This is a genomic window from Altererythrobacter litoralis, from assembly GCF_036324225.1.
Classification (GTDB): domain Bacteria; phylum Pseudomonadota; class Alphaproteobacteria; order Sphingomonadales; family Sphingomonadaceae; genus Erythrobacter; species Erythrobacter litoralis_A.
The window spans coordinates 165,463-188,627 of record NZ_JAZDQV010000002.1 but is presented as its reverse complement, the minus strand read 5'-3'; the positions used below and the strand labels follow the sequence as shown (position 1 = coordinate 188,627).

Below are 23,165 nucleotides of genomic sequence, written 5' to 3'. Positions count from 1 at the left end.
GAAAAACTAGGTCTTGTGGGTGCCCCCGCAGCCTCAACCACTAGATACTGAATCAGAGGAGGGTCCGGTGCAAGAGGGTAAATTCGTATTTACTGTGGGCCGGAGGGCTCGCGAGGGGTGTATTACCATGCTGCAACGCCGCGACGCGCCGGAAATCCTTGGGTCGCGGCCCGCGCAACCCCAAAAATGAATCCGTGAAAAAATTTTTGCGGGCAAAAAGGACTGCCGGGGGTTGTGAATCAATCGAATCCCGCGGCGCAATTTTCGAATCCGGAAAGGGCGCTCGGGACGCCCCATGGTCGGCCAGGAATGCTCCGCCTGACGCCACATTGGCGCCGCGCTCCCCACCCGCAGACTGGGCAGCGCGACGCCAAGGCGTCCCGACTCACGCAATGAGTCAGGAAGGGGGATTCATCGCGATCGACAGTGCCAGCACCGGCGCGCCGGGCTTGCCTGCCGCTTGGGCGATGCGGTTTGCCTCGACCCGCTTCAACTGCTTGTTGAGGCTCGCCATCTGGGACTCGCTGCGCGCCAGGATCACATTTGCCTGGATCACCTGGTCGTCCGGATATCCGACCGGCAGTTCACCGATCGAATCGAGCCGCTCGACCGCTTTCATCGCAATGCGGTCGACTTGGGGGTCACCCGACCTGCGATAGAGCGTGACGTTCTCCGCCCGCCCTTCCGGGTCCACCTGGAAGCGAACCTGGGCAAAGCCGCCGCGGAAGCGCCAATTGTCCAGATCGATGATGCCGAGTTCGCGATCGAGATCGTGTGAGACATCGGAGATGAAGTGCTGCGTGCCGTCGGCAGTGGGAACCACCCTGATTTCCTGCGAGGCAAGCGGGGATGTGAAAGCCGCGCCCGCAAAGAGGGAGGCGAGACTGAGTGAGAGAAGCTTGTTCATGGGATCATCCTTTCGAGTGTAAAAGATGATCGGCCGCAGAGAGTACCGCACTAAGTGCGACTTTTATCATTCAGCGATGACGGTCATTGGTCGATCGGGGCGCCGTAAGCCTGCGGGCACATGCGTCGTCCTGGGCGCGATTATACGCCTATTAACCATGCTGTCAAACGACCCTTCGTATCGTGTCGCTTCCATACAAAACCATGCCGGTCGTACCCGGCGCGGCTGACTTTATGGGAGACGCAGGCCCGCGATTTGCCCCTCGCCGCAACAATAGTTCGCCCGCCAGCACGCGACTCGATGCGGCCTGCGGCGAGCGTATCGGCGCTAGGCGGGATGCGCTGCGTGGGCGTGCTCGGCGATCGCATCGGCGATCGTGTCGACCAGCTCCAGCGGCAGGTCGTGGCCCCAGCCCGGGAAGGTCTTGAGCTTGGCGCCGGGGATCGCCGCGGCGGTGGCGCGGCCACCCTCTACCTTGACCAGCGGATCGTCCTCGCCATGCAGCACCAGTGTGGGCGCTTTCACCCGCTTGAGCCGTTCGGTCCGGTCGCCATCATGGATGATCGCGGCGAGCTGGCGCTGGAGCCCTTGCGGATAGACCGAGCGGCGCACGTTCTCGATCACGCGCTGGCGCTGGGCTTCGGGATCGGGCCGATAGCCCGGGCTGCCGATCGCCGCGGAAACGCGCATGCCATGCGCGACCAGATCCGCCTCTTCCATCGAAGGCGGCGGCGTGGTGAGCGGCTCGATCGCCTTCCTGTCGGCTTGCGGCAGCTTGCGATTGCCCGTGGTCGAGAAGATCGAAATGAGGCTGTGCAGCCGGTGGCCGTGCTCCACCGCCATCAGCTGCGCGATCATGCCGCCCATCGAAGCGCCAACCACATGCGCGCGCTCGATCCCCAGCGCATCGAGCAGGCCCATCCCGTCGGCCGCCATGTCCGACAGCGTGTAGGGCACGCGCGGCCGGAAGCCGAGCCGGGTGAGCAGCATCTGCCGCACCATGCCGGGAGCCTTCGCGCCTTCGAACTTGTGGCTGAGCCCGATGTCGCGATTGTCGTAACGGATCACGTGGAAGCCGCGTTGGGCGAGGCCCTGCACCAGCTCGATCGGCCACAGCGTCATCTGCGCGCCGAGCCCCATCACCAGCAGCATCGGCGGGTTCGCCGGATCGCCGTGCGTATCGTATTCAAGTTCGATCGAATTGGCTGTGATCCTGGGCATATCTCGCGCATCTCCCTTTGGTGCAAAAGCATGGGCGCCACTCGGGCCAAAGCCCGGGCGACGCCCCATGCATATCGCGAAACGCGCGCTTGTCGAGCGCCGCAACGGGAAACGGCGGGCCGGATGGCCTGCCGTCGCCCCTTCGCGGCAAGCTGCCGCTAAAGGCCGAAGCTGACGACCTTGCCCTCGCTTTCGCTGCGGGCGAGGTGCGCGCTTTCCATCTTGGCGAGCTTCGCTTGCAGCCTGTCATGCTCGCGCATGTTGTCCGCGAAGATGATGTTCGCCTGGTAGGTCTGGCCTTCGGCATTGGCGACCGGCGCGTCATCGAGATTGCCGAGCCGACGCACTGCGCGCGTCGCCACCATGTCGGTCGAACGGTCGCCCGAGCTTGTCAGCGTCTGGAAGTTTTCTGCCCGGCCATTTTCGTCGAGCGTGAAGCGCAGCTGCACGATGCCGCTCTTGGGCGTGACGTTCGTGTCGTGCTGCGCGGCTTCGAGCCGGCGGTCGAGATTGCGCGTCACATCGGCCTGCCACTGATCCATTTCGGCTTGCGAATGGACCACGATCTGCTCGTCGGCGAGCGCGGGGGAGATTGCGGCAAGGCTCAGGGCCGCCGCGAGCGAAGTCTTGATAAGGGTCTGCATTTGATCATCCTCTCGTTAGCGTGGATGACCGGCCAGTTTGACCAGGGCCAGCGAGCACCAGTCCCATCACTCGTGCCGCGGTTTGTATGGTCGATCGGGAAGCGAGGCGCTTGGGGGATTGTCCTTGGGGGCTGTTGCACCCCGCTTCCTGTCCCCCATAATGCCGATCGGGGCGAAAGCCTCAATCCCAGATCGGCGAATGGCATGGGTGCTCGGTGCAGCGACCGGAATGCCCGACGAGCGGGCGATTGCGTCCGATGAATGGCGAGCGGCCTGCCAGCGAGCTCGAATCTTCGCGCGCTAACCCACCGCAGTGCCGAACAATTTGCCGACTCCGGCAGTGACAGCCATCGCCAGCGCGCCCCAGAACACGACACGCATGACCGGCTTGGCGAGCGGAGCCCCGCCTGCATGCGCACCCATCGCGCCGAGCAGCGCAAGCGCAAGCAGCGAGACCGCGACCACCCCTGCCGTCAGCATCGCCACCGGAACCAGCAGCACGACCAGCAGCGGCAGCGCCGCGCCCACCGAGAAGGTCAGCGCGGAAGCAAACGCCGCTTGCAGCGGGCGCGCAGCGGTCGCTTCGGACAGGCCCAGCTCGTCGCGGCGATGCGCCGCCATCACGTCATGCGCGGTCAGCGCTTCGGCCACTTGCCGGGCGAGCCCTGGTTCGAGCCCGCGATCGACATAGATGCCGGTCAGCTCGTCCAGCTCGGCTTCGGGCTGGGTCGCCAGCTCGGCGGTTTCGCGGGCGATGTCGGCCGCTTCGGTATCCGCCTGCGAACTGACCGAGACATATTCGCCTGCCGCCATCGAGAGTGCGCCTGCGGCAAGCCCGGCAAAGCCCGCAAGCAGCACGGCAGGCTTGTCTGCGGCAGCGGCGGCGACGCCGACTATCAGGCTGGCGGTAGAGACGATCCCGTCATTGGCGCCGAGCACGGCGGCGCGCAGCCAGCCGATCCGGTCGATATTGTGGCGTTCGACATGCAAGCGGCTCATCGACGACTCACGCTGCCTAAGCCTCGGCAAGCTCTTCAGGCATCAACCGCATTACGTGGTCCTCGAAATCGACGTCGCAAGCAGTCGCTTGTCCGTCGATGGAGAACCCGGAGTAGCATTCAGAGGCAATCTCGTCGCAAATGTTTCGGTAGGCCGGAAAACCGCCAAAATAGGGCAACATGACACGCGGTTTGCCCGGGATGTTCGCGCCCATGTACCAGCTGTTGGCATCCGGTAAGGTCGTCGTCGCTGCGACCGAATTATTGTGCTCCACCCATGCCAGCTCACACGCTGGCAAAGGCTCGAATTCCTGCGCGCCGCGGTCGCGCATCATCACCATCACATCTGCGATGTAATCGACATGCTGCTCGATCGAGCTGACCATATTGGTCAGTACCGATGGGCTGCCAGGGCCGGTGACCAGGAAGAGGTTGGGGAAGCCCGCACTCATCAGGCCGAGGAAGGTGATCGGCCCAGCCGCCCATTTCTCCGCCAGAGTCTGGTTTCCTTTGCCGCGGATCTCGATCCTTTCGAGCGACCCCGTCATCGCGTCAAATCCGGTTGCCAGCACCAGCGCATCGGCTTCGTAAAATCGCTCGCTGGTGCGTAAGCCATGCGCTTCAATCCGTTCGATCGGCGTCGTCTTGATATCAACCAGCTCGACATTGTCGCGATTGAAATTCTCGTAATAGCCGATGTCGACGCAAAGCCGCTTGGTCATGATATGATGCGAACGCGGTATCAGCTTCTCGGCCGTCTCGGGATCATCGACCCCTTCGCGGATCTTTTCGGCGATAAAGGCCTCCATCCGTTCCGCAGCGGCGGGATCGACAGTGATGTCGGCATAGGCACCGGTAAATCCGATCAGTCCGCCGACAGCATAGCGGCGCTCCATATCTGCACGGAAAGTCTCTTCATCTAGTTTGGTGGCAAGAACGGGCGTACGTGGTAAAATCCTGCCCGATCCGACGGCGGATTCCCGAGCGGTTGCGCGCAGCTGCGCATAATTCGCCTTAATCGCCTGCTCTTCCTCGGGCGGAATGGCGTAATTGTGCGCCGGCACGACATAATTGGGCGTGCGCTGGAATATTGTCAGCCGCTCGGCCTGTTTGGCGATGATCGGAGTGGACTGGACGGAGCTTGAGCCGGTGCCGATTACCGCGACTCTCTGGCCAGTAAAATCGACCCCTTCATGCGGCCATTGGCCGGTGAGATAGACCGGCCCCGCGAAGTCATCCAATCCGGGAATGTCGGGCCGGTTGAACGAGGAAAGGCATCCGGTGCCCATGATGCAAAAACGCGCGCTGAAGCTATCGCCGCGATCGGTCTCGATCGTCCAACGCTTCGCATCGTCATTCCATACCGCCCGTTCGACCCGGGTTTCGAACTGGATATCGCGCCTGAGATCGAACCGCTCGGCCACGTGTTGGAGATAACGCAGGATCTCGGGCTGCGGCGCATAACGCTCGCTCCATGCCCATTCCTGCTGCAAGTCCTCGTCGAAGGAATAGGAATAGTCGTAGCTCTCGATATCGCAGCGCGCGCCAGGATAGCGGTTCCAGTACCACGTGCCCCCGACATCGTCGGCCGCTTCGATCACCTTGGCTGTGAAACCTAGCCCGCGCAGCTTGTGCAGCATATAGAGGCCGGAAAATCCGGCTCCGACAACAATCGCGTCAAATTCCCGTTCCGCCATAGCGCTCTCCCTTCGCTGCGACTGCAGGAGTGTGCGCGGGGAGACGCGCCGAGTCCAGCGCGTTCTAGGGCACCAGCACCGTGTCTTCCGCGGCCGGCAAGGTTTCGGGAAAATCGAGCGTATAGTGCAGCCCGCGGCTTTCCTTGCGCCGCAGCGCGCTGGTCACGATCAGCTCGGCCGATTGCAGCAGGTTCCTGAGCTCGATCAGGTCCGTGGTAACGCGGAAGTGGCCGTAATAATCGTCGACCTCGTCAGTCAGCAGCTTGATCCGGTGCGCCGCGCGCTCGAGCCGCTTGGTGGTGCGTACGATCCCGACATAGTTCCACATGAAGCGGCGGATCTCGGTCCAGTTCTGCTTGATCACCACTTCCTCGTCGGAATCGGTGACGCGGCTTTCGTCCCAATCCTTGATCGCGGGCGGAGCGTCGAGCGCGTCCCAGCTGGCGAGGATGCCCTTCGCGGCGGCTTCGCCGAACACGAAGCATTCGAGCAGGCTGTTCGAAGCAAGCCGGTTCGCGCCGTGCAGCCCGCTTTCGGTGCATTCGCCCGCCGCCCAAAGGCCGGGCAAATCGGTGCGCGCGTCGAGCCCGATCAGCACGCCGCCGCAGGTGTAATGCTGCGCCGGGACGACCGGGATCGGCTCCTTCGTCATGTCGATGCCAAGCCCGAGCAGCTTCTCGTAGATGGTCGGGAAGTGTTCGCGCACGAATTCTGGCGGCTGGTGGCTGATGTCGAGATGGACGTAGTCGAGGCCGTACCGCTTGATCTGGTCGTCATTGGCGCGCGCCACGATGTCGCGCGGGGCCAGCTCCATCCGCTCCGGGTCGTACTTCTCCATGTAGCGTTCGCCGGTGACGGGGTTGTAGAGCCGCCCGCCTTCGCCGCGCACCGCCTCGGTAATGAGGAAGTTCTTGACCTCGAGATTGTAGAGACAGGTCGGGTGGAACTGCATCATCTCCATGTTGGAGACGCGGCAGCCTGCGCGCCATGCCATGGCGATCCCGTCGCCCGTCGCGCCGCGCGGCGCAGTCGAGAACTGGTAGACGCGCCCGGCCCCGCCCGAAGCCAGCACGGTGGCGCGCGCCAGGTGCTTTTCGACCTTGCCGGTGACTTCGTTGAGCGCATAGGCGCCCCACACGCGGCCATCGCCCCGGAAACGCTCTCCATGCCGCCCGGTGACAAGGTCGATGCAGGCGCGCCCGGGCAAGAGCGTGATGTTGGGATTTTCCTCCGCCGCCTTGAGCAGCGCGGCCTGCACTGCCCAGCCGGTGGCGTCGGCCACATGGACAATGCGGCGATGCGAGTGCCCGCCTTCGCGGGTGAGGTGGAGGTCAGCGCCTTCACGGTTGAACGGCACGCCCAGTTCGATCAGCCGCTCGATCGAGCGCGGGGCGTTCTCGATCACGAATTCCACCGTCTCGCGCCGGTTGAGGCCAGCACCCGCAACCATGGTGTCGCGGATGTGGTTCTCGAACGTGTCGCCCGCGTCGAGCACCGCAGCGATTCCGCCTTGCGCCCATGCCGTGCTGCCCGAACGCAAATCGCCCTTGGCCAGCACCAGCACGCGCTTGGTTTCGGCCAGCGCCAGCGCCGCGGTAAGCCCCGCCGCGCCCGAACCGATGATCAGGACGTCGTGCTCGGTTCCGCTCATCAGCCCGAACCTGTCAGCTGCACGAACACGTCTTCGAGATCGGGCTCACGCGTCGTCACGTCCTCGATCACATAGCCGTGCTCCTGCACCTTCGCGAGCACCTGGCCCGCGCTTGCCCGGTCGCGGTTGTAGGTGATCTCGAGCGTACGTGCGTCGAGCAAATCAGCCTTAGTGAAACCTTCTTCCATGATCGGGCCGGACAGGTCCTTGTCGACCGAGACCCGCACGATCTTCTCGCGCGCCATGTCCACCAGCTCGCGGGTCGGTTTGTTCGCAATCAGCTCGCCATGGTTGATGATGGCGATCCGGTCGCACAGCTCTTCGGCCTCTTCGAGGTAATGCGTGGTGAGCACGATGGTGACGCCGTCGTCATTGAGCCTGGAGACGAGTTCCCACAGCTGCTTGCGCAGTTCGACATCGACCCCGGCGGTCGGCTCGTCGAGCACCAGGATCGGCGGCGAATGGACCATCGCCTTGGCCACCAGCAGGCGGCGCTTCATCCCGCCCGACAGCGTGCGGGCATAGGCATCGCGCTTGTCCGCCAGCCGCACCGCTTCGAGCAGCGCCTCGCTGCGCCGCAAATGCTTGGCGATGCCATAGAAGCCGCCCTGGTTCTCCAGCACTTCGAACGGCGTGAAGAAAGGATCGAACACGATTTCCTGCGGCACGATGCCGATCGACCGTTTCGCATTGCGCGTACGCGTGTCGATGTCGAAACCCCAGATTTCGGCGCTGCCGCCGGTCTTGGTGACGAGCCCGGCAAGGATGTTGATCAGCGTCGACTTGCCCGCGCCATTGGGGCCGAGCAGGCCGAAGATCTGGCCTTGCGGCACGTCGAAGCTGACGCCCTTGAGCGCTTCCTTGCCCGGCGCCCCCTTGATGCCGGCATAGGTTTTCGCAAGGTCGCGGATCGAAATGGCGGGCGGATTGGTCATGGCCTGCGCACTAAGCCTTTATGCGAAGTCTGCAAAGGGGTTGGTGACCCGTTGCGAATCCGCGCGCTTCTTACTATTCGCCTCTCCATGAGCATTGCACCGCCCGAAGTGATCACGGTCGAAACCACCCGCGTCAGCTGCGACGGCGCCAGCGGAATCCGCGGCGGCGCCAATTATCGCCCGGCCGCGCTGGGCCATCCGCGCGTCTATTTGCAGATCGACGAGCACGGCTATGTCGACTGCGGCTATTGCGACCGGCGCTTCGTGCTCAAAGGCGGCCCGGCGGACGGTGTCGACCAGTCGCAGCTGCCCGACATTTCGGAAGGCGCCAGCCCGCAATAAGCGCTGAGTGCTAGGACGCTCCACTCATCCCCAGTTCAGCAAAATATGGTATGAATCCTTTCAGGCACTTAGCCTTGTAAGGAGTAACGCCATGCCCCGTTTATTGCCTATTGCCCTGATAGCCGGCGCTGCGCTCGGCCTGCTCGCATCGCCGGTCCTCGCCGGTGACGAACCGCAGGACCATTCGCAGCACGAACACGAAATGACCAAGGGCGAGAAGGAACTCGCCAAGCTGCTCGAAGGCCGCGTCGCGGGCGAGCCGACCAGCTGCATCCGGACGACCGGAAACCAGAGTTTCCGGATCATCGACGAAACCGCGCTGGTCTATGGCTCGGGCAATACGATCTACGTCAATCGCACCAAGCACCCCGAGGACATCGACGATGACGAGATCCTGGTGATCAGGCGCTTCGGCGGCACGCAGCTTTGCCGGCTCGACAATGTCACCATGGTCGATCGTTTCAGCCACATGTATTCGGGCGTGATCTTCCTCGACGACTTCATCCCCTACACCAGGGTCAAGGACGAAAGCGCGAAGGACGACGGCGAAGGCTGATCGCCGAAATCGCAGTCACAAGAAAGGGGGGAGCGCGTGTGGCGGGCGCTCCCCCTTTTTGATTCCGGGAAGTCGAAGCGTCAGGCGGCCTGCAAGCGATCGAGCCGCGCGATGATGTCATGCGCTTCCTGCATGATCCGGTCGATCAGCTCCTTGCAGGTCGGAATATCGTGGATCAGGCCCGCGACCATGCCGCAGCTCCATGCGCCGGCATCCATGTCGCCTTCCATCATGATGCGCGGATAGACGCCCGCGACCTCGCCGATGATGTCCTCGAACTTGAGGTCGGCGCCGAGTTTGCGCTCCTTCTCGAGCAGGCGTTCAACCGCTTCATTGGTCATCACGCGTTCGGTGTTGCGCAGCGGGCGCATGACGAGGCGGGTATCGAGTTCGGAAGCGGCAACGATCGCTTTCTTCACATTCTCATGCACCGGCGCTTCCTTGGTGGCGATGAAGCGCGTGCCCATGTTCATGCCCGCGGCGCCCATGGCGAGCGAAGCGACGAGGCTGCGCCCGTCGGCCATGCCGCCGCTCGATACGAAGGGAATCTCCAGCTCGTCCGCCGCGCGCGGCAGCAGGATGAAGTTCGGCACGTCATCCTCGCCCGGATGACCGCCGCATTCGAAACCGTCGACCGACACTGCGTCGCAACCGATTTCCTGTGCCTTGAGGCTGTGGCGAACGCTGGTGCATTTGTGGATCACCTTGATCCCCGCATCCTTCAACGCGGGCATCACCTGCGCCGGGTTGCGACCTGCGGTTTCGACCGCCTTCACGCCGCCGTCGATGATCGCCTTGACCAGCCCCGGATAGTCGGGCGGGGTGAGCGAAGGCAGGAAAGTGAGGTTCACGCCAAAGGGCTTGTCGGTCATGTCCTTGCAGCGCGCGATCTCGTTCGCGAGCTTCTCGGGCGTGCCTTGGGTCAGCCCGGTGATGATGCCCAGCCCGCCGGCGTTGGACACCGCCGCCGCCATTTCGGCGAAACCGACGAAGTGCATGCCGCCCTGGATGATGGGGTGCTCGATGCCGAACATTTCGGTGATGGCGGTTTTCATGGCGAATCTCCCTGCTGCAATTGCTGATTTTGGCGCGAGCCTCGCGGAGAATGCGCAGCCGCGCAAGGCCCGCTTTTGCGAGGCCGCGAGCCGTAGCGCCAGGCACCTGCTTGTCCGGCTCCAAAAATTAGGGCATACACCCTAATCAGAGTCTGGGAGGGAGATTATTCGCTATGGCCACAGCAGCAGATTTCAGCGTCAAGCCGTCAGAAATCGATCCGATCGATGTGTCGCGCAAGGAACTCTACGTCGAGGACACCTGGCAAGAAGCCTTCCGGCAATTGCGTGAGCATGCGCCGATCCAATGGGTGCCGGAAAGCGAATTCGGCCCCTATTGGTCGGTTTCCAAGCACAAGCAGATCCAGCATATCGAAGCGCTGCCCAAGATCTTTTCGTCGGCGTGGGACAAGGGCGGCATCGCCATTTCCGGCAGCCCGGAATTGCTCGAAAAATACAATATGCGCGAACCGATGTTCATTGCGATGGACCCGCCGCAGCACACTGGCCAGCGTCGTACCGTAGCCCCCAGTTTCGGCCCGTCCGAAGTCGCCGACATGAAGGCCGAAGTGCAGCAGCGCACTGCAGAACTGCTCGACACCCTGCCGGTCGGCGAAACCTTCGACTGGGTCCAGAAGGTCTCGATCGAACTCACCACTGGCATGCTGGCCAAGCTGTTCGATTTCCCCTGGGAAGAACGCCACAAACTAACCGAATGGTCCGATTTCGGCGGCGACGTCGAACTGATCAAGGACGAGGGCAACATCGAGCTGCGCCTGGCCAAGATGCAGGAAATGGGGGCGGCCTTTGCCGCGCTGTGGCAGGAACGCCTGGCCAATCCGGGCAAGGATCTCATTTCGGTGATGCTCCAGTCCGAAGCGATGAAGGACATGAGCCCCGAAGAGTTCATCGGCAATTTGATCCTGCTGATCGTGGGCGGCAATGACACCACCCGCAATTCCATGTCGGGCTATGCCTATGGGATGAGCCAGTTCCCCGAAGAGCGCGCCAAGCTGGAAGCCGACCCCTCGCTGATCCCCAATGCCGTGCAGGAAATCATCCGCTGGCAGACTCCGCTCGCGCATATGCGCCGAACTGTGGAAGAAAATACCGACATGTTCGGCCCCCTGATGAAGAAGGGCGACAAGGTCGTGCTGTGGTACATCTCGGCCAATCGCGACGAGGAAGTTTTCGATGACCCCGATGCGATCAAGGTCGACAGGCCCAACGCCCGCCGCCACCTTTCCTTCGGATATGGCATCCACCGCTGCGTGGGTGCGCGCGTGGCCGAACTCCAGCTACACACGCTGCTCGAGGAAATGGGCAAGCGCCGCCTGCGGGTGAATGTCGTGGGCGAGCCGACCCGGGTCCCGGCCTGCTTCGTCCATGGCTACAAGCGCCTGCCGGTCCAGCTGTCGCACTATTGATGAAGACCAGGGACCGCATTGCCCTCAAGGCGAGGCTGCTGTTCAACGAGGCCGGCTATGGCGCGGTTACCACCGCCGCGCTGGCCGAGGCCTGCGGCATCGCCGAAGGCAATCTGTGGTATCACTTCAAGACCAAGCGCGACCTGCTCGCCGCGATCGCGGAGGAGTTTGCCGATAGGATCACCGCGCGCCTGGCCATGCGGCCCGATCGGGCGAACCCGGTCGGCTCCTATTGCGCCATGCTCGAAGCGCTGATGCGCGAACTGCGCGACTATCGCTTCCTCTATCGCGACCAGCCGCATTACGGCGAGCATGTCGAACCAATCGCAAGCCGGGTGGCGGGCTGGCTGGTCGAGACCGAGGACAGCATCGAAGCGCATCTGGCCGCGCTGGTCGATGCGGGATTGCTCGACTGGCCGGTCGCGCGCCTGCGCGACCTGGCGGTCAACGCCACGATCATCATGCGTTACGGGTTGGAACACCATGCCGAGCTGGGCCAGCCGCATGGCGCGGTGCGGAAGACCCTGCTCCAGCACCTGACCTTGTTCGAGGACCGGCTGGACGACGGCGCCGCTCGCACGATCCACGCGGCGGTGGAGCGGATCGGGGAGCGCGTGAAGGAAGCGGCTTAGCCGCCTATTCCCATTCGATCGTGCCCGGCGGCTTCGACGTATAGTCGTAAACCACGCGGTTGATCCCCTGCACTTCGTTGACGATGCGCGTCGCGCAGCCGGTGAGGAAGCTCGCCTCGAAGGGATAGACATCTGCCGTCATCCCGTCGGTCGATGTCACCGCGCGCAAGCCGCACACGCTGTCATAGGTGCGGTAATCGCCCATCACGCCGACGGTCTTGACCGGGAGCAGCACGGCGAAAGCCTGCCAGATCGCATCATAGAGCCCGGCCTTGCGGATCTCGTCGAGGTAGATCGCATCGGCCTTGCGCAGGATATCGCAGCGTTCCTTGGTCACTTCGCCGGGGATGCGGATCGCGAGGCCCGGGCCGGGGAAGGGATGGCGGCCGACGAAGACTTCGGGCAGGCCCAGCTCGCGGCCCAGCGCACGCACTTCATCCTTGAACAATTCGCGCAGCGGCTCGACCAGCTTCATGTTCATGCGTTCGGGCAGGCCGCCGACATTGTGGTGGCTCTTGATCGTGACCGACGGCCCGCCGGTGAAGCTGACGCTCTCGATCACGTCGGGATAGAGCGTGCCCTGCGCAAGGAAATCGGCCCCGCCGATCTTCTGCGCTTCGGCCTCGAACACGTCGATGAAGGTCTTGCCGATGAACTTGCGTTTGGCTTCGGGATCGGTGAGCCCGGCCAGCCCGCCAAGGAACATGTCCTCCGCATCAACATGCACCAGCGGGATGTTGTAGTGGTCGCGGAACAGCGTGACGACCTGTTCGGCCTCGTTCATCCGCATCAACCCGTGATCGACGAAGACACAGGTCAGCTGGTCGCCGATCGCTTCGTTGATCAGCACCGCGGCGACCGCGGAATCGACCCCGCCCGAAAGGCCGCAGATCACGCGACCGCTTCCGACCTGCGCGCGAATTTCCTCGATCTTGGTCTTGCGGAATTCGGCCATGGTCCAGTCGCCCGCCAGCCCGCAGACATGGCGCACGAAATTGGCGATCAGCCTGCCGCCATCGGGCGTGTGGACCACTTCGGGGTGGAACTGGGTGCCGTAGAACTTGCGTTCCTCGTCGGCGATCACCGCGAAGGGCGCGCCATCGGATACCGCCACGATTTCGAAACCGGGGGCAAAGCGGGTGACCTTGTCGCCATGGCTCATCCAGACCTGGTGGCGCTCGCCGATCTTCCATAGCCCGTCAAACAGCGCGCATTCCTTGGTCACGGTGAGGTAGGCGCGGCCGAACTCGCCGCCTTCACCGGTTTCATGGCCCGGTCGGACCTCGCCGCCGAGCTGGTGGCTCATCACTTGCTGGCCATAGCAGATGCCCAGGATCGGGATCCCCGCCTCGAACAGCAATTCGGGCGCGCGCGGGCTGCCTTCCTCGGGCACGCCGGCGGGCGAGCCGGACAGGATTATGCCCTTGGGCTTGAGGCGATGGAATGCCTCTTCCGCCATGGTGAAGGGCGCGATCTCGGAATAGACGCCGGCTTCGCGCACGCGGCGCGCGATCAGCTGGGTAACCTGGCTGCCGAAATCGACGATGAGGATGGAATCGGGGAGATGCTGCGGGTCCATGTCGGCGCGTTAAGGATGCGCGGGCAACCTGTCCAGCATTCGCGGCGCGCTTTGCACCGCCGGGGCGGCAGGCGGCGAATGCGGCTATCCTCACCGCCGCAGAACAGTGCGTGCAGTTGGTTGCAGTTTTCGCAACATGTCTGCGTGTTTTCTCATTTGTGTTCAATCGAGTGAAGCATTATTTCACTGCTGCATCGGTGGCAAGAACCCTCTCCCCCTCGCGCCGAAGCAAGCCAGGCCGTGCCGGAGCCCCCAAAGCCGGCACCCCCTGGCAGGTCGCCCGCACCCCCCTCTCCCTCGGGTGCCGGTGGGCAAGGCCCGAGCGACCACAGCAGCGAGCGAGGCGCGGCCGCCACCAGTCCCCCAACCCGGTGGCCGCGCCTCACTCGCGAATACCAGCAGCTTTGGGGCGCACTTCAGGCGGGATGCAATCGCGTGGTTTAGGCCGCGTCTGTTCGCCCCTGCGCGTTCCATGGCCGCCAAGAACAAGAAGAAAGGAAAAGACCATGACCAATGTTGCCGAAAAGCTCTTCTCGCTTATCGCTGCAATCAGCCTCAGCGGCCTGATGTTCAACGCCACGATCGTCTGACGTGGGAAGCCCGGGGGCCGCAAGGGCAGCACTCGGCTAGTATGTACTAGTCGCAAAGCTGGCCTTCTCGCGGCCCCTCGGAAGTGTATGGCCCCGCGACTTGAATTCGCACCCAAGGGGCCACTCAACTTGTCAAAAATCCTCAATAGCGGCGCCTTCGCGCTCGCTGCTCTGTGCCTGCCCGCAAGCGCCGCTGCGCAATCCTACGATCCGGCCCAGCCCGAAACGCAGGTCGCCGCCGCCTTCACGCTTCCGCTCGGCCACTCGACCGAACGCAGCCGCACGGCTCCACGCCTGGAGCTGGTGACGCGCACGCGGCTTCCCGACAGCGGCCTCGAAATCGCCTATCGCGACAACGACCGGCGCTGGCAGGAGCGCCGCATGGGCCTCACACTGGATGGCAGGCAGAGCCTCATGCTCAACGGGCGCGAAATGCGCGCGCCCGATCGGCAGCACGGCGTCAGCACAGGCGTGCTGATCGCGGGCGGCGTGGTGCTGGCACTGGGGATCGGGACGCTGATCGTCTACGACATGATTGACGACGCGAGCGAATAGCGGCGTCTGTCGTTCAGAAGCGCGCGCTGCTCGCCACCACCATCTCGCGCAGCTCGGTCTTGAGCAGCTTGCCGATGTGACTGCGCGGCATCTCGTCGATCGTGTAAAGCGCGGCGAGCCGCTGGGTCTTGCCCAGCCGCGAATTGACCGCCGCGCAGATCGCATCGACATCGCGCGCGCCTTCGGCCAGCCGCACGAAACCGACCGGGGTTTCGCCCCAGCGTTCGGACGGTACGCCCACCACCGCGGCCTCGAGCACGTCCGGCTCCTTGTCGAGCTCGGCTTCGAGGTCCGAGGGGAAGATGTTGAACCCGCCCGAGATGATCATGTCTTTCGCGCGGCCGACCAGTTCGACGAAGCCTTCGGCATCGACCCGGCCGATATCGCCCATGCGCTGCCACACATCCCCCGTTTCGGGATCGGTCCAATAGCCTTCGCGCGTTTTTTCGGGCTGGTTCTGGTAGCCGCTCATCATGGTCTGCGATCGTCCGACCAGATTGCCCGGCGTGCCCGGCGGAACTTCGCAATCCTCATCGTCGAGCACCTTCATTTCGCTGCCCGGCGCGGGCCGCCCCACAGTATGCAGCTTGTCGGGGAATTCATGCGCGGCGAGCAGGCACACCACTCCGCCTTCGGTCATCGAATAGATCTCGACCAACCCGCCCGGCATGCGCCGCAGCACTTCGGCCTTGAGCTCGGCGGAGAAGGGCGCCGAAGTGCAATATTTGAGCTTGAGCGCCGACAGGTCGAACTCGTCGAAGCGCGGTTCCGCCATGAGCCGCTGGTATTGCACCGGCACCAGCATGGTGACGGTCACCTGCTCGCGCTGCGCGATCTCGAGCCAGCCGACCGTGTTGAACTTGCCCATGATGTTGACGGTACCGCCCGCCAGCAGCACCGGCAGGAAGGCGACCATGGTGGTGTTCGAATAGAGCGGGGTCGACGCCAGCGAGCGCACTGGCATGCCGGATTCGAGGAAGCTCGTCCCGGTGGTGGCGAATTGCCGCCAGCGCATCAGGTGCGAATGGACGATGCCCTTCGGGATGCCGGTCGTGCCCGAGGAATAGATGATGTTGAACGGGTCTTTCCGGCCCGGAACGAATTCGGGCGCATGCGTGCCCTTGGGCGCCATCCACGCATCGATATCCTCAAGCGCAATGTGGTCGAGCTCGGGCACGAAGTCTTCGCCCAGTTCGCCGCTTTTCGCTTCATCGATAAACAGGTGCCGCGCCCCACTGTCGCGCGCCATGCCCACCAGCTGTTCCTTCGAGGCGCTGGTGGTGAGCGGCGCGGCCACCCCGCCCGCGCGCACCGCAGCAAGGAACACCAGCGCGTAATTGACCGTCGAAGTGCCGAGGATCGCCACCGACTGCCCGCGCTCGAGCCCGGTTTCGACCAGCCTTGCGGCGAGCCGCTCGACCTTGTCGCCCAGCTCGCCCCAGCTGACTTCAGCCTGGCCGTCTCGCAGCGCGACGGCATCGGGCTGGCTCGCGGCCCATTGCCCAAGGATGGCAGGGAAATTGCCGAATTCGGACTTCAATTGCTCAAGCATGTTGCGATGTACTCTCCGTTGCCCCACCCGTTGCAATACGCCGCGCATCTATGCAGTCTCGCGGGCCGAAGCCAAGGAGATCGACGATGTTGCGCCCGTTCATTGCCGCGATGCTGGCCCATATGCCGCTGGCCGTGGCTGCGCAGGCGACAGATTCGCCCAATGCGCCGCCAAGGACACTGTCCAAGGTGCTAGTCGTGGTCGCGCATCCCGATGACGAGATCGTTTTGGCTCCGGCCATTGCCCGCGCCGCCCGAGAGGGCTCCGAGCTGGCGATCGCCTATGCCACCAGCGGCGACCAGGGGCCGGGCGTCTCAGGAATGGAAGCGGGCGTAGCACTGGCCGAAAAGCGCGAAGGCGAAGCAAGCTGCGCCGCAAGCGCGCTGGGCGCAAGCGAGCCGCGCTTCCTCCGCCTTGGCGACGGCACGCTTGGCGACATGCCGCGCGCGCCCGACAGCCCGGCGCGCAGGCTGGCTGCGGAAGTCGGCCAGATCCTGCAAGCAGGGGATTACCGTTACGTACTGACCTGGGGCCCGGATGGCGGATATGGCCATGGCGACCACCGCATGGTGAGCTCAATCGTCACTCAACTGGTCCAGGCCATGCCCGAGGGCCGCCCCGTCCTGCTCTATCCGGGGATTCGCGCTGGCACCTTGCCCCCGATCCCCGAGTTGCAGCAATGGGCGGTTACCGATCCCGCGCTCCTGACCGTTTCATACGGTTACAACCAGGCCGATCTGGCCGCGGTGCGCCGTGCGGTGAATTGCCATGAAAGCCAGTTTCCGGCCGATGTCCGCAGCCAGCCTGCCGATGTGTTCGACGCCTCGATCTGGCAAGGCGCGGTGCATTTCCGCATCGGCCTGCCGGAACTCCCGATGGAGACGCCGGAGGCGCGCGCTGCGGCAGGGGCCACGCCCCAAGACTAGAGTCCGATCAGCACTCGATCACATTGACCGCCAGCCCGCCCTGGCTGGTTTCCTTATATTTGGTCGACATGTCGAGCCCGGTCTGGCGCATGGTTTCGATGACCTGGTCGAGGCTGACGCAGCTTTCCGCTGCCGTCCGGTGCAGCGCCAGCCGCGCGGCATTGACCGCTTTCACCGCGCCGATCGCATTGCGCTCGATGCAGGGCACCTGCACCAGCCCGCCGACGGGATCGCAGGTCAGCCCCAGATTGTGCTCCATCCCGATCTCGGCCGCACTGGCGACCTGTTCGGGCGTGGCGCCCCACAGCGCCGCGAGCCCGCCCGCCGCCATCGAGCAGGCAACGCCGACTTCACCCTGGCAACCCATCTCCGCGCCGGAGATCGATGCGCGCTGCTTGTAGAGCAGGCCGATCGCACCCGCGGTGAGCAGGAAGGTTCGGCGGCTGGCTTGGCAATCCTCGTCCTGCACATTCTTGCAATAGAAGCGCATGACGGCGGGGATGATCCCGGCCGCGCCATTGGTGGGTGCGGTGACCACCCGCCCCCCGGAAGCGTTCTCTTCATTCACCGCCATGGCAAAGCAGTTGAGCCAGTCGAACAATTGCTCGCGCTCGTTCGATTGCGGATTGGCAGAAAGCTTGTCCCACAAATCGGGGGCGCGGCGCTGGACCTTGAGCCCGCCCGGCAGCACGCCGCGCCGGGAGAGGCCCCGATCGATGCAGGCATCCATCGCCCGCGCGATTGCATCGAGCCCGGCGATGGTCCTGTCGCGCGGCCGCATGGCACCCTCATTGGCCAGCACCAGCTCCGCAATCGACAGGCCGGTGCCGGCACATTGCCGCAGCAATTCCTCGGCCGACCCGAAGTCGTGCGGGACACCGGCACCCGTCGCAACGCGATCCTGGCGCGGCGGCTTCTTCAATTGCGCTTCGCTCACCACAAAGCCGCCGCCGGTCGAATAATAGGTCCGCTCGAGCAGCTTCGTGCCCGCATCATCGAAAGCCGCCAGCTTCATGCCATTGGGATGGAGCGAAGGGATGACATGACCGGCAAGCTCGATATCGCGTACCGGATCGAAGCCGATTTCCCTCACCCCGCCCAGCGGCAGCAAGTGGCCCGCGCGGATCGCTTCGAGCGCGCTGGCTGCCTGTTCGAGGTCGGTCGTTTCCGGGGCAAAGCCGCACAGGCCCAGGATCGTCGCCTCGATCGTGCCGTGCCCGACACCGGTGAGCGCGAGCGAGCCCTGCAATTCGACCGCGATTCCTGCCGTGCGCTCCAGCTTGTCGCTGCGGACCAGCGCGCGCACGAACATGGCCGCGATCCGCATCGGGCCGACCGTGTGCGAGCTGGACGGGCCGATCCCTATGCGAAAGATGTCGAGCACTGAAAGCATGGCCAGCCGCATGCGTCGGTTGGCGCAGCAAATCAAGCGATTGCAGCGCCCGCAGCCCGTCCATCAATTGTGGGTAAAAACGTGCCGGAAACTTTGGTATTCGGGCGGCGCGCGCCTATATGATGGACATGTCCGAGAACACCGAAAATACTCCCGAAAAAACCGTCCAGACGGGCGAATATGGCGCAGAATCGATCAAGGTTCTGAAGGGCCTCGACGCCGTGCGCAAACGCCCCGGCATGTATATTGGCGACACCGATGACGGTTCGGGCCTGCACCACATGGTGTTCGAAGTGTCCGACAATGCGATCGACGAGGCGCTGGCGGACCATTGCGACCTCGTGCTGATCGAGCTCAATCCCGATGGCAGCGTGTCGGTGGAAGACAACGGGCGCGGCATCCCGACCGACATCCACCCCGAGGAGGGCGTGTCGGCGGCCGAGGTCATCATGACCCAGCTCCATGCGGGCGGGAAGTTCGAGAACACCAGCGATGACAATGCCTACAAGGTGTCGGGCGGCCTGCACGGCGTGGGCGTGTCGGTGGTCAACGCGCTCAGCGAATGGCTCGAGCTGACCGTGTGGCGCGATGGCAAGGAGCACTGGATGCGGTTTCGCGGCGGTGACGCGGAAGCGCCGCTGAAGATCGTCGGCGATGCACCTCCGGGCAAGAAGGGCACGCGCGTCACTTTCAAGGCTTCGACCGAAACCTTCAAGAACGTGACCGAGTTCGACTTCGACAAGCTTGAGCACCGCTACCGCGAACTGGCCTTCCTCAATTCCGGCGTACGCATCCTGCTGCGCGACAACCGTCACGAGGAAACCCGCGAGCACGACCTGTTCTACGAAGGCGGGATCGCGGCTTTCGTCAGATATCTCGACCGCAACAAGCAGGCGCTCATTGGCGCGCCGATCTCTGTCAGCGCCGAAAAGGAGGGCATCGGCATCGATGTCGCGCTGCAGTGGAACGACAGCTATTACGAAAACGTCCTGTGCTTCACCAACAACATCCCGCAGCGTGACGGCGGCACCCACCTCGCCGCGTTCCGCGCGGCGCTGACCCGCACGGTCAACAATTATGCGACCGCATCGGGTTTGATGAAGAAGGAGAAGGTGAGCCTGTCGGGCGAAGACATGCGCGAAGGGCTTACCGCGATCGTCAGCGTCAAGCTGCCCGATCCCAAGTTCAGCTCGCAGACCAAAGACAAGCTGGTCAGCTCCGAAGTTCGCCAGCCGCTCGAATCGCTGATGGGCGAGAAGATGAGCGAGTGGCTGGAGGAAAACCCGGCCGATGCGCGGGCGATCATCCAAAAGATTATCGACGCCGCCGCCGCGCGCGAAGCGGCGCGCAAGGCTCGCGAAATGAGCCGCAAGGGCGCGATGAGCGTCGCCAGCCTGCCCGGCAAGCTGGCCGATTGCCAGGAACGCGATCCCGCCAAGAGCGAACTGTTCCTGGTCGAGGGCGATTCCGCAGGTGGCTCGGCCAAGCAGGGCCGCGACCGCAAGACGCAGGCGATCCTGCCGCTCAAGGGCAAGATCCTCAATGTCGAACGCGCGCGGTTCGACCGGATCATAAGCTCGAAGGAAGTCGGCACGCTGATCCAGGCGATGGGCACCGGCATCCGCGACGAGTTCAACCTCGAGAAGCTGCGCTATCACAAGATCGTGATCATGACCGACGCCGACGTCGACGGCGCCCATATCCGCACGCTACTGCTCACCTTCTTCCATCGCCAGATGCCCGAGATCATCAAGGCCGGGCACCTCTTCATCGCGCAACCGCCGCTTTACAAGGTGGCGAAGGGCCGCAGCGAGGTCTACCTCAAGGAGCAGGCCGCGCTCGACCGCTATTTGGTCGAAGCCGGGCTGCAGGGCCGCGTGCTCGAAACCGTCAGCGGCGCGCGCTCGGGCGAAGACCTGCGCATGATGGTCGACCATGCGCTGCGCCTGCGCAGCCTGCTCGGTTTCATTCCGCGCAAATACGATCCGGCGATCATCGAGCAGATGGCGCTGTCGGGCGCGCTCGATCCCGCGCTCGCCCCGGCGATCCGCGCGCAGGCGTTGCAACTGGCGGCGCAGCGGATGGAGCTTGGCGATCCCGAAGCGCGCTGGTCGGCGCAGATCGGCGATGACGGCACCGTGCGGTTCGAGCGGGTGTGGCGCGGCGTGACCGACGTGCACGAGATCGAAGCCAAGTTCCTCGTCAGCGCCGAAGCGCACAAGCTGCACGGGCTCGCCGGCAGCCAGGCCGAAGCCTATGCCCGGCCCGGGCGGCTGGTGAAGACCGGCGCCGAGCCCGAAATCGTGCCCGATGACGATAGCGAGGCGGACGACCTGCCTCCCGCAGCCGGCGGCGAAGCGATCTCGCGCCCGAGCGAGCTGCTTGACGCGGTGCTCGCGGCAGGGCGCAAGGGGCTTTCGATCCAGCGCTACAAGGGCCTGGGCGAAATGAACGCCGAGCAGCTGTGGGAGACCACGCTCGATCCGGAAAACCGCGCGCTGCTGCAGGTCAAGGTCGAGGATGCCGACGTGACCGACGAGATCTTCACCCGGCTGATGGGCGACGTGGTCGAGCCGCGCCGCGAATTCATCCAGGACAATGCCCTGAATGTGGCAAATCTCGACGTCTGAGCGGCGCCGCCCGGCGCCTTTGGGGAGCGGATAAGGCATGGCGAAAGACCGCGAACGCGACGGCTACGAACACCTCGGTTTCGTCCTGCTTCTGGGGTTGCTCACCGCAGGCCTCGTGTTCGTGGTTTGGCCGCTCGCCACTTCGGTGCTCTGGGCCGCGCTCGCGGCGATCATGTTCCAGCCGCTCTACCAGTGGTTCCTCGCCAAGCTGAACGGGCAAGCCAATCGCGCGGCGGTTGCGACGCTGGTGTTCATCACTTTCGCAGTGCTGCTGCCCGGGCTGTTCATCGGCAGCCTGGTGGTCAAGCAAGCGGCCAATGTCGTGATCGCGTTCCAGGACGGGAACCTCGATGTATCCGACTGGTTCATCGACGTGCTCAATGCCTTGCCGGCGCAGCTGCGCGATCCGCTCGAAAAGCTCGGCCTGGCCGACTTCACTGCGCTGCAGACACGCGCGCAGGACCTGCTGACCGAAAGCGCGGGGATGATCGCGCGACAGGCAGTGGCGATCGGCGGCGGGTTGTTCGGCTTCGTGCTCTCTTTCCTGGTCGGCCTCTACGTCACCTATTTCCTGCTGCGCGACGGCAAGGCGGTCAGCAATGCGATCCTGCGCGGCCTGCCGCTCCCGTTCGAGATCGCCCAGCGGCTCGCCGAACGCTTCGTTGCGATCGTGCGCGCCACGATCAAGGGTTCGGTGGTGGTCGGGCTGGTGCAAGGCGCGCTGGGTGCGATCACCTTCTGGATCGTGGGTGTGCAGGCAGCCGTGCTGCTGGGGCTGCTGATGGCGATCTTCTCGCTGCTGCCTGCGGTCGGCACGGGCATCGTGTGGGTGCCCGCAGCGATCTATTTGCTCGCAACCGGTTCGACCTGGGAAGGCATCTTCGTGACCGTTTCGGGCCTTGCGGTGATCGGCATGGCGGACAATGTGCTGCGCCCGATCCTGGTGGGCCGCGACACCGGAATTCCCGACTGGGTTATCCTGATCACCACTCTGGGCGGAATCGCTACCATGGGACTTTCGGGCGTGGTGCTCGGCCCGCTGCTGGCCGGGCTGTTCCTGGCCGGGTGGTCGATCGCGCAGGAATATTTGCTCCACCACAAGAACGACGACAGCGAAGGTTGAGGCGGGCGACGTGAAGCGCGTTGCCCCCGGATCGCAGGCCGAACAGGTAGGGCGGCTCTTCATCGCCGGAGTGCTCGTGGTGTTCGCGCCGCTCCTTCCTCTCGGCAATTACCTGATCTATCCCTTTATGATCGTGGGCACATGGTTCCACGAAATGGGACACGGGCTGACCGCACTGGCGCTGGGCCATGACTTCCAGAGGCTGCTTATTTTCCCCGACGGATCGGGCGTGGCCGAAAGCCTGACCCCTGCCAATATCCCGGCATGGCAACGCGCAATGATCGCGGCGGGCGGGCCGCTGGGGCCGAGCGTGATGGGCATGGCGCTGATGCTGGCAAGCGCGAGGGCGCGGCTGTGGCGCCCCGCGCTGCTGGTGCTCGCGACAATCGTCATGCTGTCCACGCTGGTATGGGTGCGCACGCTCACCGGCTGGATCGTGCTGCCCGCGATCGCGGCGGGGCTTGCGCTGCTGGCGTGGCGCGGCAAGCCCGGCATGGTGCGCTTCATGCTGCAATTCCTCGGCATGCTGGCGGGGCTCAGCATGTTCCTGTCGTGGGATTACCTCTTCACCGAGAACGCGGTGATCGGCGGCCAGCTGATGCTGTCGGACACCGGCGCGATCGAAGCGAGCCTGCTTCTGCCACACTGGGTCTGGGCGCTGCTGCTGGTCGGAAGTGCGACGCTGATGATTGGCGGAAGCCTGAAATACGCGCTGCGTGGCGAGCGGGGCCGCTTGCCGCGCAGCTGAGCTTCGG

At 64.2% G+C, this 23,165-nt stretch carries 21 protein-coding genes; 10 read left to right on the top strand and 11 right to left on the bottom strand.

Translation table 11 applies throughout. The annotated features are described in order from the left end of the window. Positions 1-397: 397 nt before the first annotated feature. The 7 genes from VRS74_RS02750 to VRS74_RS02720 all read right to left on the bottom strand — a co-directional run bounded on the left by VRS74_RS02750 (position 398) and on the right by VRS74_RS02720 (position 8,053). Positions 398-907: an energy transducer TonB family protein gene (locus VRS74_RS02750; RefSeq protein WP_354143712.1), complete on the bottom strand. Its 510-nt coding sequence runs from the start codon at positions 905-907 to the stop codon at positions 398-400. 327 nt (positions 908-1,234) lie between these two features. After that, positions 1,235-2,128, bottom strand: coding sequence for an alpha/beta fold hydrolase (locus VRS74_RS02745; protein ID WP_354143711.1), 894 nt, complete (start codon positions 2,126-2,128; stop codon positions 1,235-1,237). Between the two features lie 158 nt (positions 2,129-2,286). After that, positions 2,287-2,772 carry an energy transducer TonB gene (locus VRS74_RS02740; protein WP_354143710.1) on the bottom strand — a complete coding sequence of 162 codons (486 nt, stop codon included), beginning with the start codon at positions 2,770-2,772 and terminating at the stop codon, positions 2,287-2,289. 300 nt (positions 2,773-3,072) lie between these two features. Further along, complete coding sequence (locus tag VRS74_RS02735; RefSeq protein WP_354143709.1) at positions 3,073-3,771, bottom strand: VIT1/CCC1 transporter family protein; 699 nt, start codon at positions 3,769-3,771, stop codon at positions 3,073-3,075. A gap of 16 nt (positions 3,772-3,787) precedes the next feature. Beyond that, a complete protein-coding gene (locus VRS74_RS02730; RefSeq protein WP_354143708.1) occupies positions 3,788-5,467 on the bottom strand; it encodes a flavin-containing monooxygenase in 1,680 nt (559 codons plus the stop codon). A gap of 64 nt (positions 5,468-5,531) precedes the next feature. Then, complete coding sequence (gene nadB / locus VRS74_RS02725) at positions 5,532-7,118, bottom strand: L-aspartate oxidase (protein ID WP_354143707.1); 1,587 nt, start codon at positions 7,116-7,118, stop codon at positions 5,532-5,534. Then, positions 7,118-8,053, bottom strand: a complete 936-nt coding sequence (locus VRS74_RS02720) for an ABC transporter ATP-binding protein (protein WP_354143706.1) — start codon at positions 8,051-8,053, stop codon at positions 7,118-7,120. Before VRS74_RS02720 ends, nadB begins: the two co-directional genes overlap by 1 nt. Positions 8,054-8,140: 87 nt before the next feature. Between VRS74_RS02720 and VRS74_RS02715 the strand changes: the two genes are divergently transcribed. Beyond that, the gene (locus VRS74_RS02715) at positions 8,141-8,395 is read left to right on the top strand and encodes a zinc-finger domain-containing protein (RefSeq protein WP_354143705.1); all 255 of its coding nucleotides are present in this window, start codon (positions 8,141-8,143) and stop codon (positions 8,393-8,395) included. A 91-nt stretch (positions 8,396-8,486) separates the two neighbouring features. Then, positions 8,487-8,951, top strand: coding sequence for a hypothetical protein (locus VRS74_RS02710; RefSeq protein ID WP_354143704.1), 465 nt, complete (start codon positions 8,487-8,489; stop codon positions 8,949-8,951). 80 nt (positions 8,952-9,031) lie between these two features. Here the strand turns inward: VRS74_RS02710 and VRS74_RS02705 are convergent, their stop codons facing one another. Further along, positions 9,032-10,006, bottom strand: coding sequence for an NAD(P)H-dependent flavin oxidoreductase (locus VRS74_RS02705; RefSeq protein ID WP_354143703.1), 975 nt, complete (start codon positions 10,004-10,006; stop codon positions 9,032-9,034). Positions 10,007-10,179: 173 nt separating this feature from the next. Here VRS74_RS02705 and VRS74_RS02700 point away from each other — a divergent pair, with 173 nt between their 5' ends. Together VRS74_RS02700 and VRS74_RS02695 are read left to right on the top strand one after the other, a co-directional pair. After that, positions 10,180-11,430, top strand: a complete 1,251-nt coding sequence (locus VRS74_RS02700) for a cytochrome P450 (RefSeq protein ID WP_354143702.1) — start codon at positions 10,180-10,182, stop codon at positions 11,428-11,430. Then, complete coding sequence (locus tag VRS74_RS02695) at positions 11,430-12,062, top strand: TetR/AcrR family transcriptional regulator (RefSeq protein ID WP_354143701.1); 633 nt, start codon at positions 11,430-11,432, stop codon at positions 12,060-12,062. Before VRS74_RS02700 ends, VRS74_RS02695 begins: the two co-directional genes overlap by 1 nt. Positions 12,063-12,066: 4 nt before the next feature. Here the strand turns inward: VRS74_RS02695 and guaA are convergent, their stop codons facing one another. Then, on the bottom strand, positions 12,067-13,641 hold the full coding sequence (gene guaA / locus VRS74_RS02690) for a glutamine-hydrolyzing GMP synthase (protein WP_354143700.1): 1,575 nt from the start codon (positions 13,639-13,641) through the stop codon (positions 12,067-12,069). 425 nt (positions 13,642-14,066) lie between these two features. Between guaA and VRS74_RS02685 the strand changes: the two genes are divergently transcribed. Both VRS74_RS02685 and VRS74_RS02680 read left to right on the top strand, forming a co-directional pair. Further along, entirely contained in the window at positions 14,067-14,231 is a 165-nt protein-coding gene (locus tag VRS74_RS02685; protein ID WP_354143699.1) for a hypothetical protein, read from the top strand. 129 nt (positions 14,232-14,360) lie between these two features. After that, the gene (locus tag VRS74_RS02680; protein WP_354143698.1) at positions 14,361-14,786 is read left to right on the top strand and encodes a hypothetical protein; all 426 of its coding nucleotides are present in this window, start codon (positions 14,361-14,363) and stop codon (positions 14,784-14,786) included. Positions 14,787-14,799: 13 nt separating this feature from the next. Here the strand turns inward: VRS74_RS02680 and VRS74_RS02675 are convergent, their stop codons facing one another. Then, positions 14,800-16,338 (bottom strand): class I adenylate-forming enzyme family protein, encoded by a 1,539-nt coding sequence (locus VRS74_RS02675; protein WP_354143697.1) that lies wholly within the window; start codon positions 16,336-16,338, stop codon positions 14,800-14,802. Between the two features lie 86 nt (positions 16,339-16,424). Between VRS74_RS02675 and VRS74_RS02670 the strand changes: the two genes are divergently transcribed. Then, positions 16,425-17,264, top strand: a complete 840-nt coding sequence (locus tag VRS74_RS02670; RefSeq protein ID WP_354143696.1) for a PIG-L family deacetylase — start codon at positions 16,425-16,427, stop codon at positions 17,262-17,264. A gap of 7 nt (positions 17,265-17,271) precedes the next feature. On the opposite strand, the gene VRS74_RS02665 is transcribed toward VRS74_RS02670, so the two are convergent. Continuing rightward, complete coding sequence (locus VRS74_RS02665; protein ID WP_354143695.1) at positions 17,272-18,657, bottom strand: L-serine ammonia-lyase; 1,386 nt, start codon at positions 18,655-18,657, stop codon at positions 17,272-17,274. Between the two features lie 128 nt (positions 18,658-18,785). Here VRS74_RS02665 and gyrB point away from each other — a divergent pair, with 128 nt between their 5' ends. The 3 genes from gyrB to VRS74_RS02650 are packed head-to-tail and all read left to right on the top strand — an operon-like array spanning position 18,786 to position 23,158. Continuing rightward, entirely contained in the window at positions 18,786-21,287 is a 2,502-nt protein-coding gene (gene gyrB, locus VRS74_RS02660; RefSeq protein ID WP_354143694.1) for a DNA topoisomerase (ATP-hydrolyzing) subunit B, read from the top strand. 37 nt (positions 21,288-21,324) lie between these two features. Then, complete coding sequence (locus VRS74_RS02655; RefSeq protein ID WP_354143693.1) at positions 21,325-22,410, top strand: AI-2E family transporter; 1,086 nt, start codon at positions 21,325-21,327, stop codon at positions 22,408-22,410. Between the two features lie 10 nt (positions 22,411-22,420). Next, complete coding sequence (locus VRS74_RS02650; protein WP_354143692.1) at positions 22,421-23,158, top strand: M50 family metallopeptidase; 738 nt, start codon at positions 22,421-22,423, stop codon at positions 23,156-23,158. The last annotated feature ends 7 nt before the right edge of the window (positions 23,159-23,165 follow it).

Coding starts and splice junctions, on each gene's coding strand:
- VRS74_RS02750 (WP_354143712.1), bottom strand. CDS start 907: ATGAACAAGCTTCTCTCACTCAGTCTCGCCTCCCTCTTTGCGGGCGCG.
- VRS74_RS02745 (WP_354143711.1), bottom strand. CDS start 2,128: ATGCCCAGGATCACAGCCAATTCGATCGAACTTGAATACGATACGCAC.
- VRS74_RS02740 (WP_354143710.1), bottom strand. CDS start 2,772: ATGCAGACCCTTATCAAGACTTCGCTCGCGGCGGCCCTGAGCCTTGCC.
- VRS74_RS02735 (WP_354143709.1), bottom strand. CDS start 3,771: ATGAGCCGCTTGCATGTCGAACGCCACAATATCGACCGGATCGGCTGG.
- VRS74_RS02730 (WP_354143708.1), bottom strand. CDS start 5,467: ATGGCGGAACGGGAATTTGACGCGATTGTTGTCGGAGCCGGATTTTCC.
- nadB (WP_354143707.1), bottom strand. CDS start 7,118: ATGAGCGGAACCGAGCACGACGTCCTGATCATCGGTTCGGGCGCGGCG.
- VRS74_RS02720 (WP_354143706.1), bottom strand. CDS start 8,053: ATGACCAATCCGCCCGCCATTTCGATCCGCGACCTTGCGAAAACCTAT.
- VRS74_RS02715 (WP_354143705.1), top strand. CDS start 8,141: ATGAGCATTGCACCGCCCGAAGTGATCACGGTCGAAACCACCCGCGTC.
- VRS74_RS02710 (WP_354143704.1), top strand. CDS start 8,487: ATGCCCCGTTTATTGCCTATTGCCCTGATAGCCGGCGCTGCGCTCGGC.
- VRS74_RS02705 (WP_354143703.1), bottom strand. CDS start 10,006: ATGAAAACCGCCATCACCGAAATGTTCGGCATCGAGCACCCCATCATC.
- VRS74_RS02700 (WP_354143702.1), top strand. CDS start 10,180: ATGGCCACAGCAGCAGATTTCAGCGTCAAGCCGTCAGAAATCGATCCG.
- VRS74_RS02695 (WP_354143701.1), top strand. CDS start 11,430: ATGAAGACCAGGGACCGCATTGCCCTCAAGGCGAGGCTGCTGTTCAAC.
- guaA (WP_354143700.1), bottom strand. CDS start 13,641: ATGGACCCGCAGCATCTCCCCGATTCCATCCTCATCGTCGATTTCGGC.
- VRS74_RS02685 (WP_354143699.1), top strand. CDS start 14,067: ATGCAATCGCGTGGTTTAGGCCGCGTCTGTTCGCCCCTGCGCGTTCCA.
- VRS74_RS02675 (WP_354143697.1), bottom strand. CDS start 16,338: ATGCTTGAGCAATTGAAGTCCGAATTCGGCAATTTCCCTGCCATCCTT.
- VRS74_RS02670 (WP_354143696.1), top strand. CDS start 16,425: ATGTTGCGCCCGTTCATTGCCGCGATGCTGGCCCATATGCCGCTGGCC.
- VRS74_RS02665 (WP_354143695.1), bottom strand. CDS start 18,657: ATGCTTTCAGTGCTCGACATCTTTCGCATAGGGATCGGCCCGTCCAGC.
- gyrB (WP_354143694.1), top strand. CDS start 18,786: ATGTCCGAGAACACCGAAAATACTCCCGAAAAAACCGTCCAGACGGGC.
- VRS74_RS02655 (WP_354143693.1), top strand. CDS start 21,325: ATGGCGAAAGACCGCGAACGCGACGGCTACGAACACCTCGGTTTCGTC.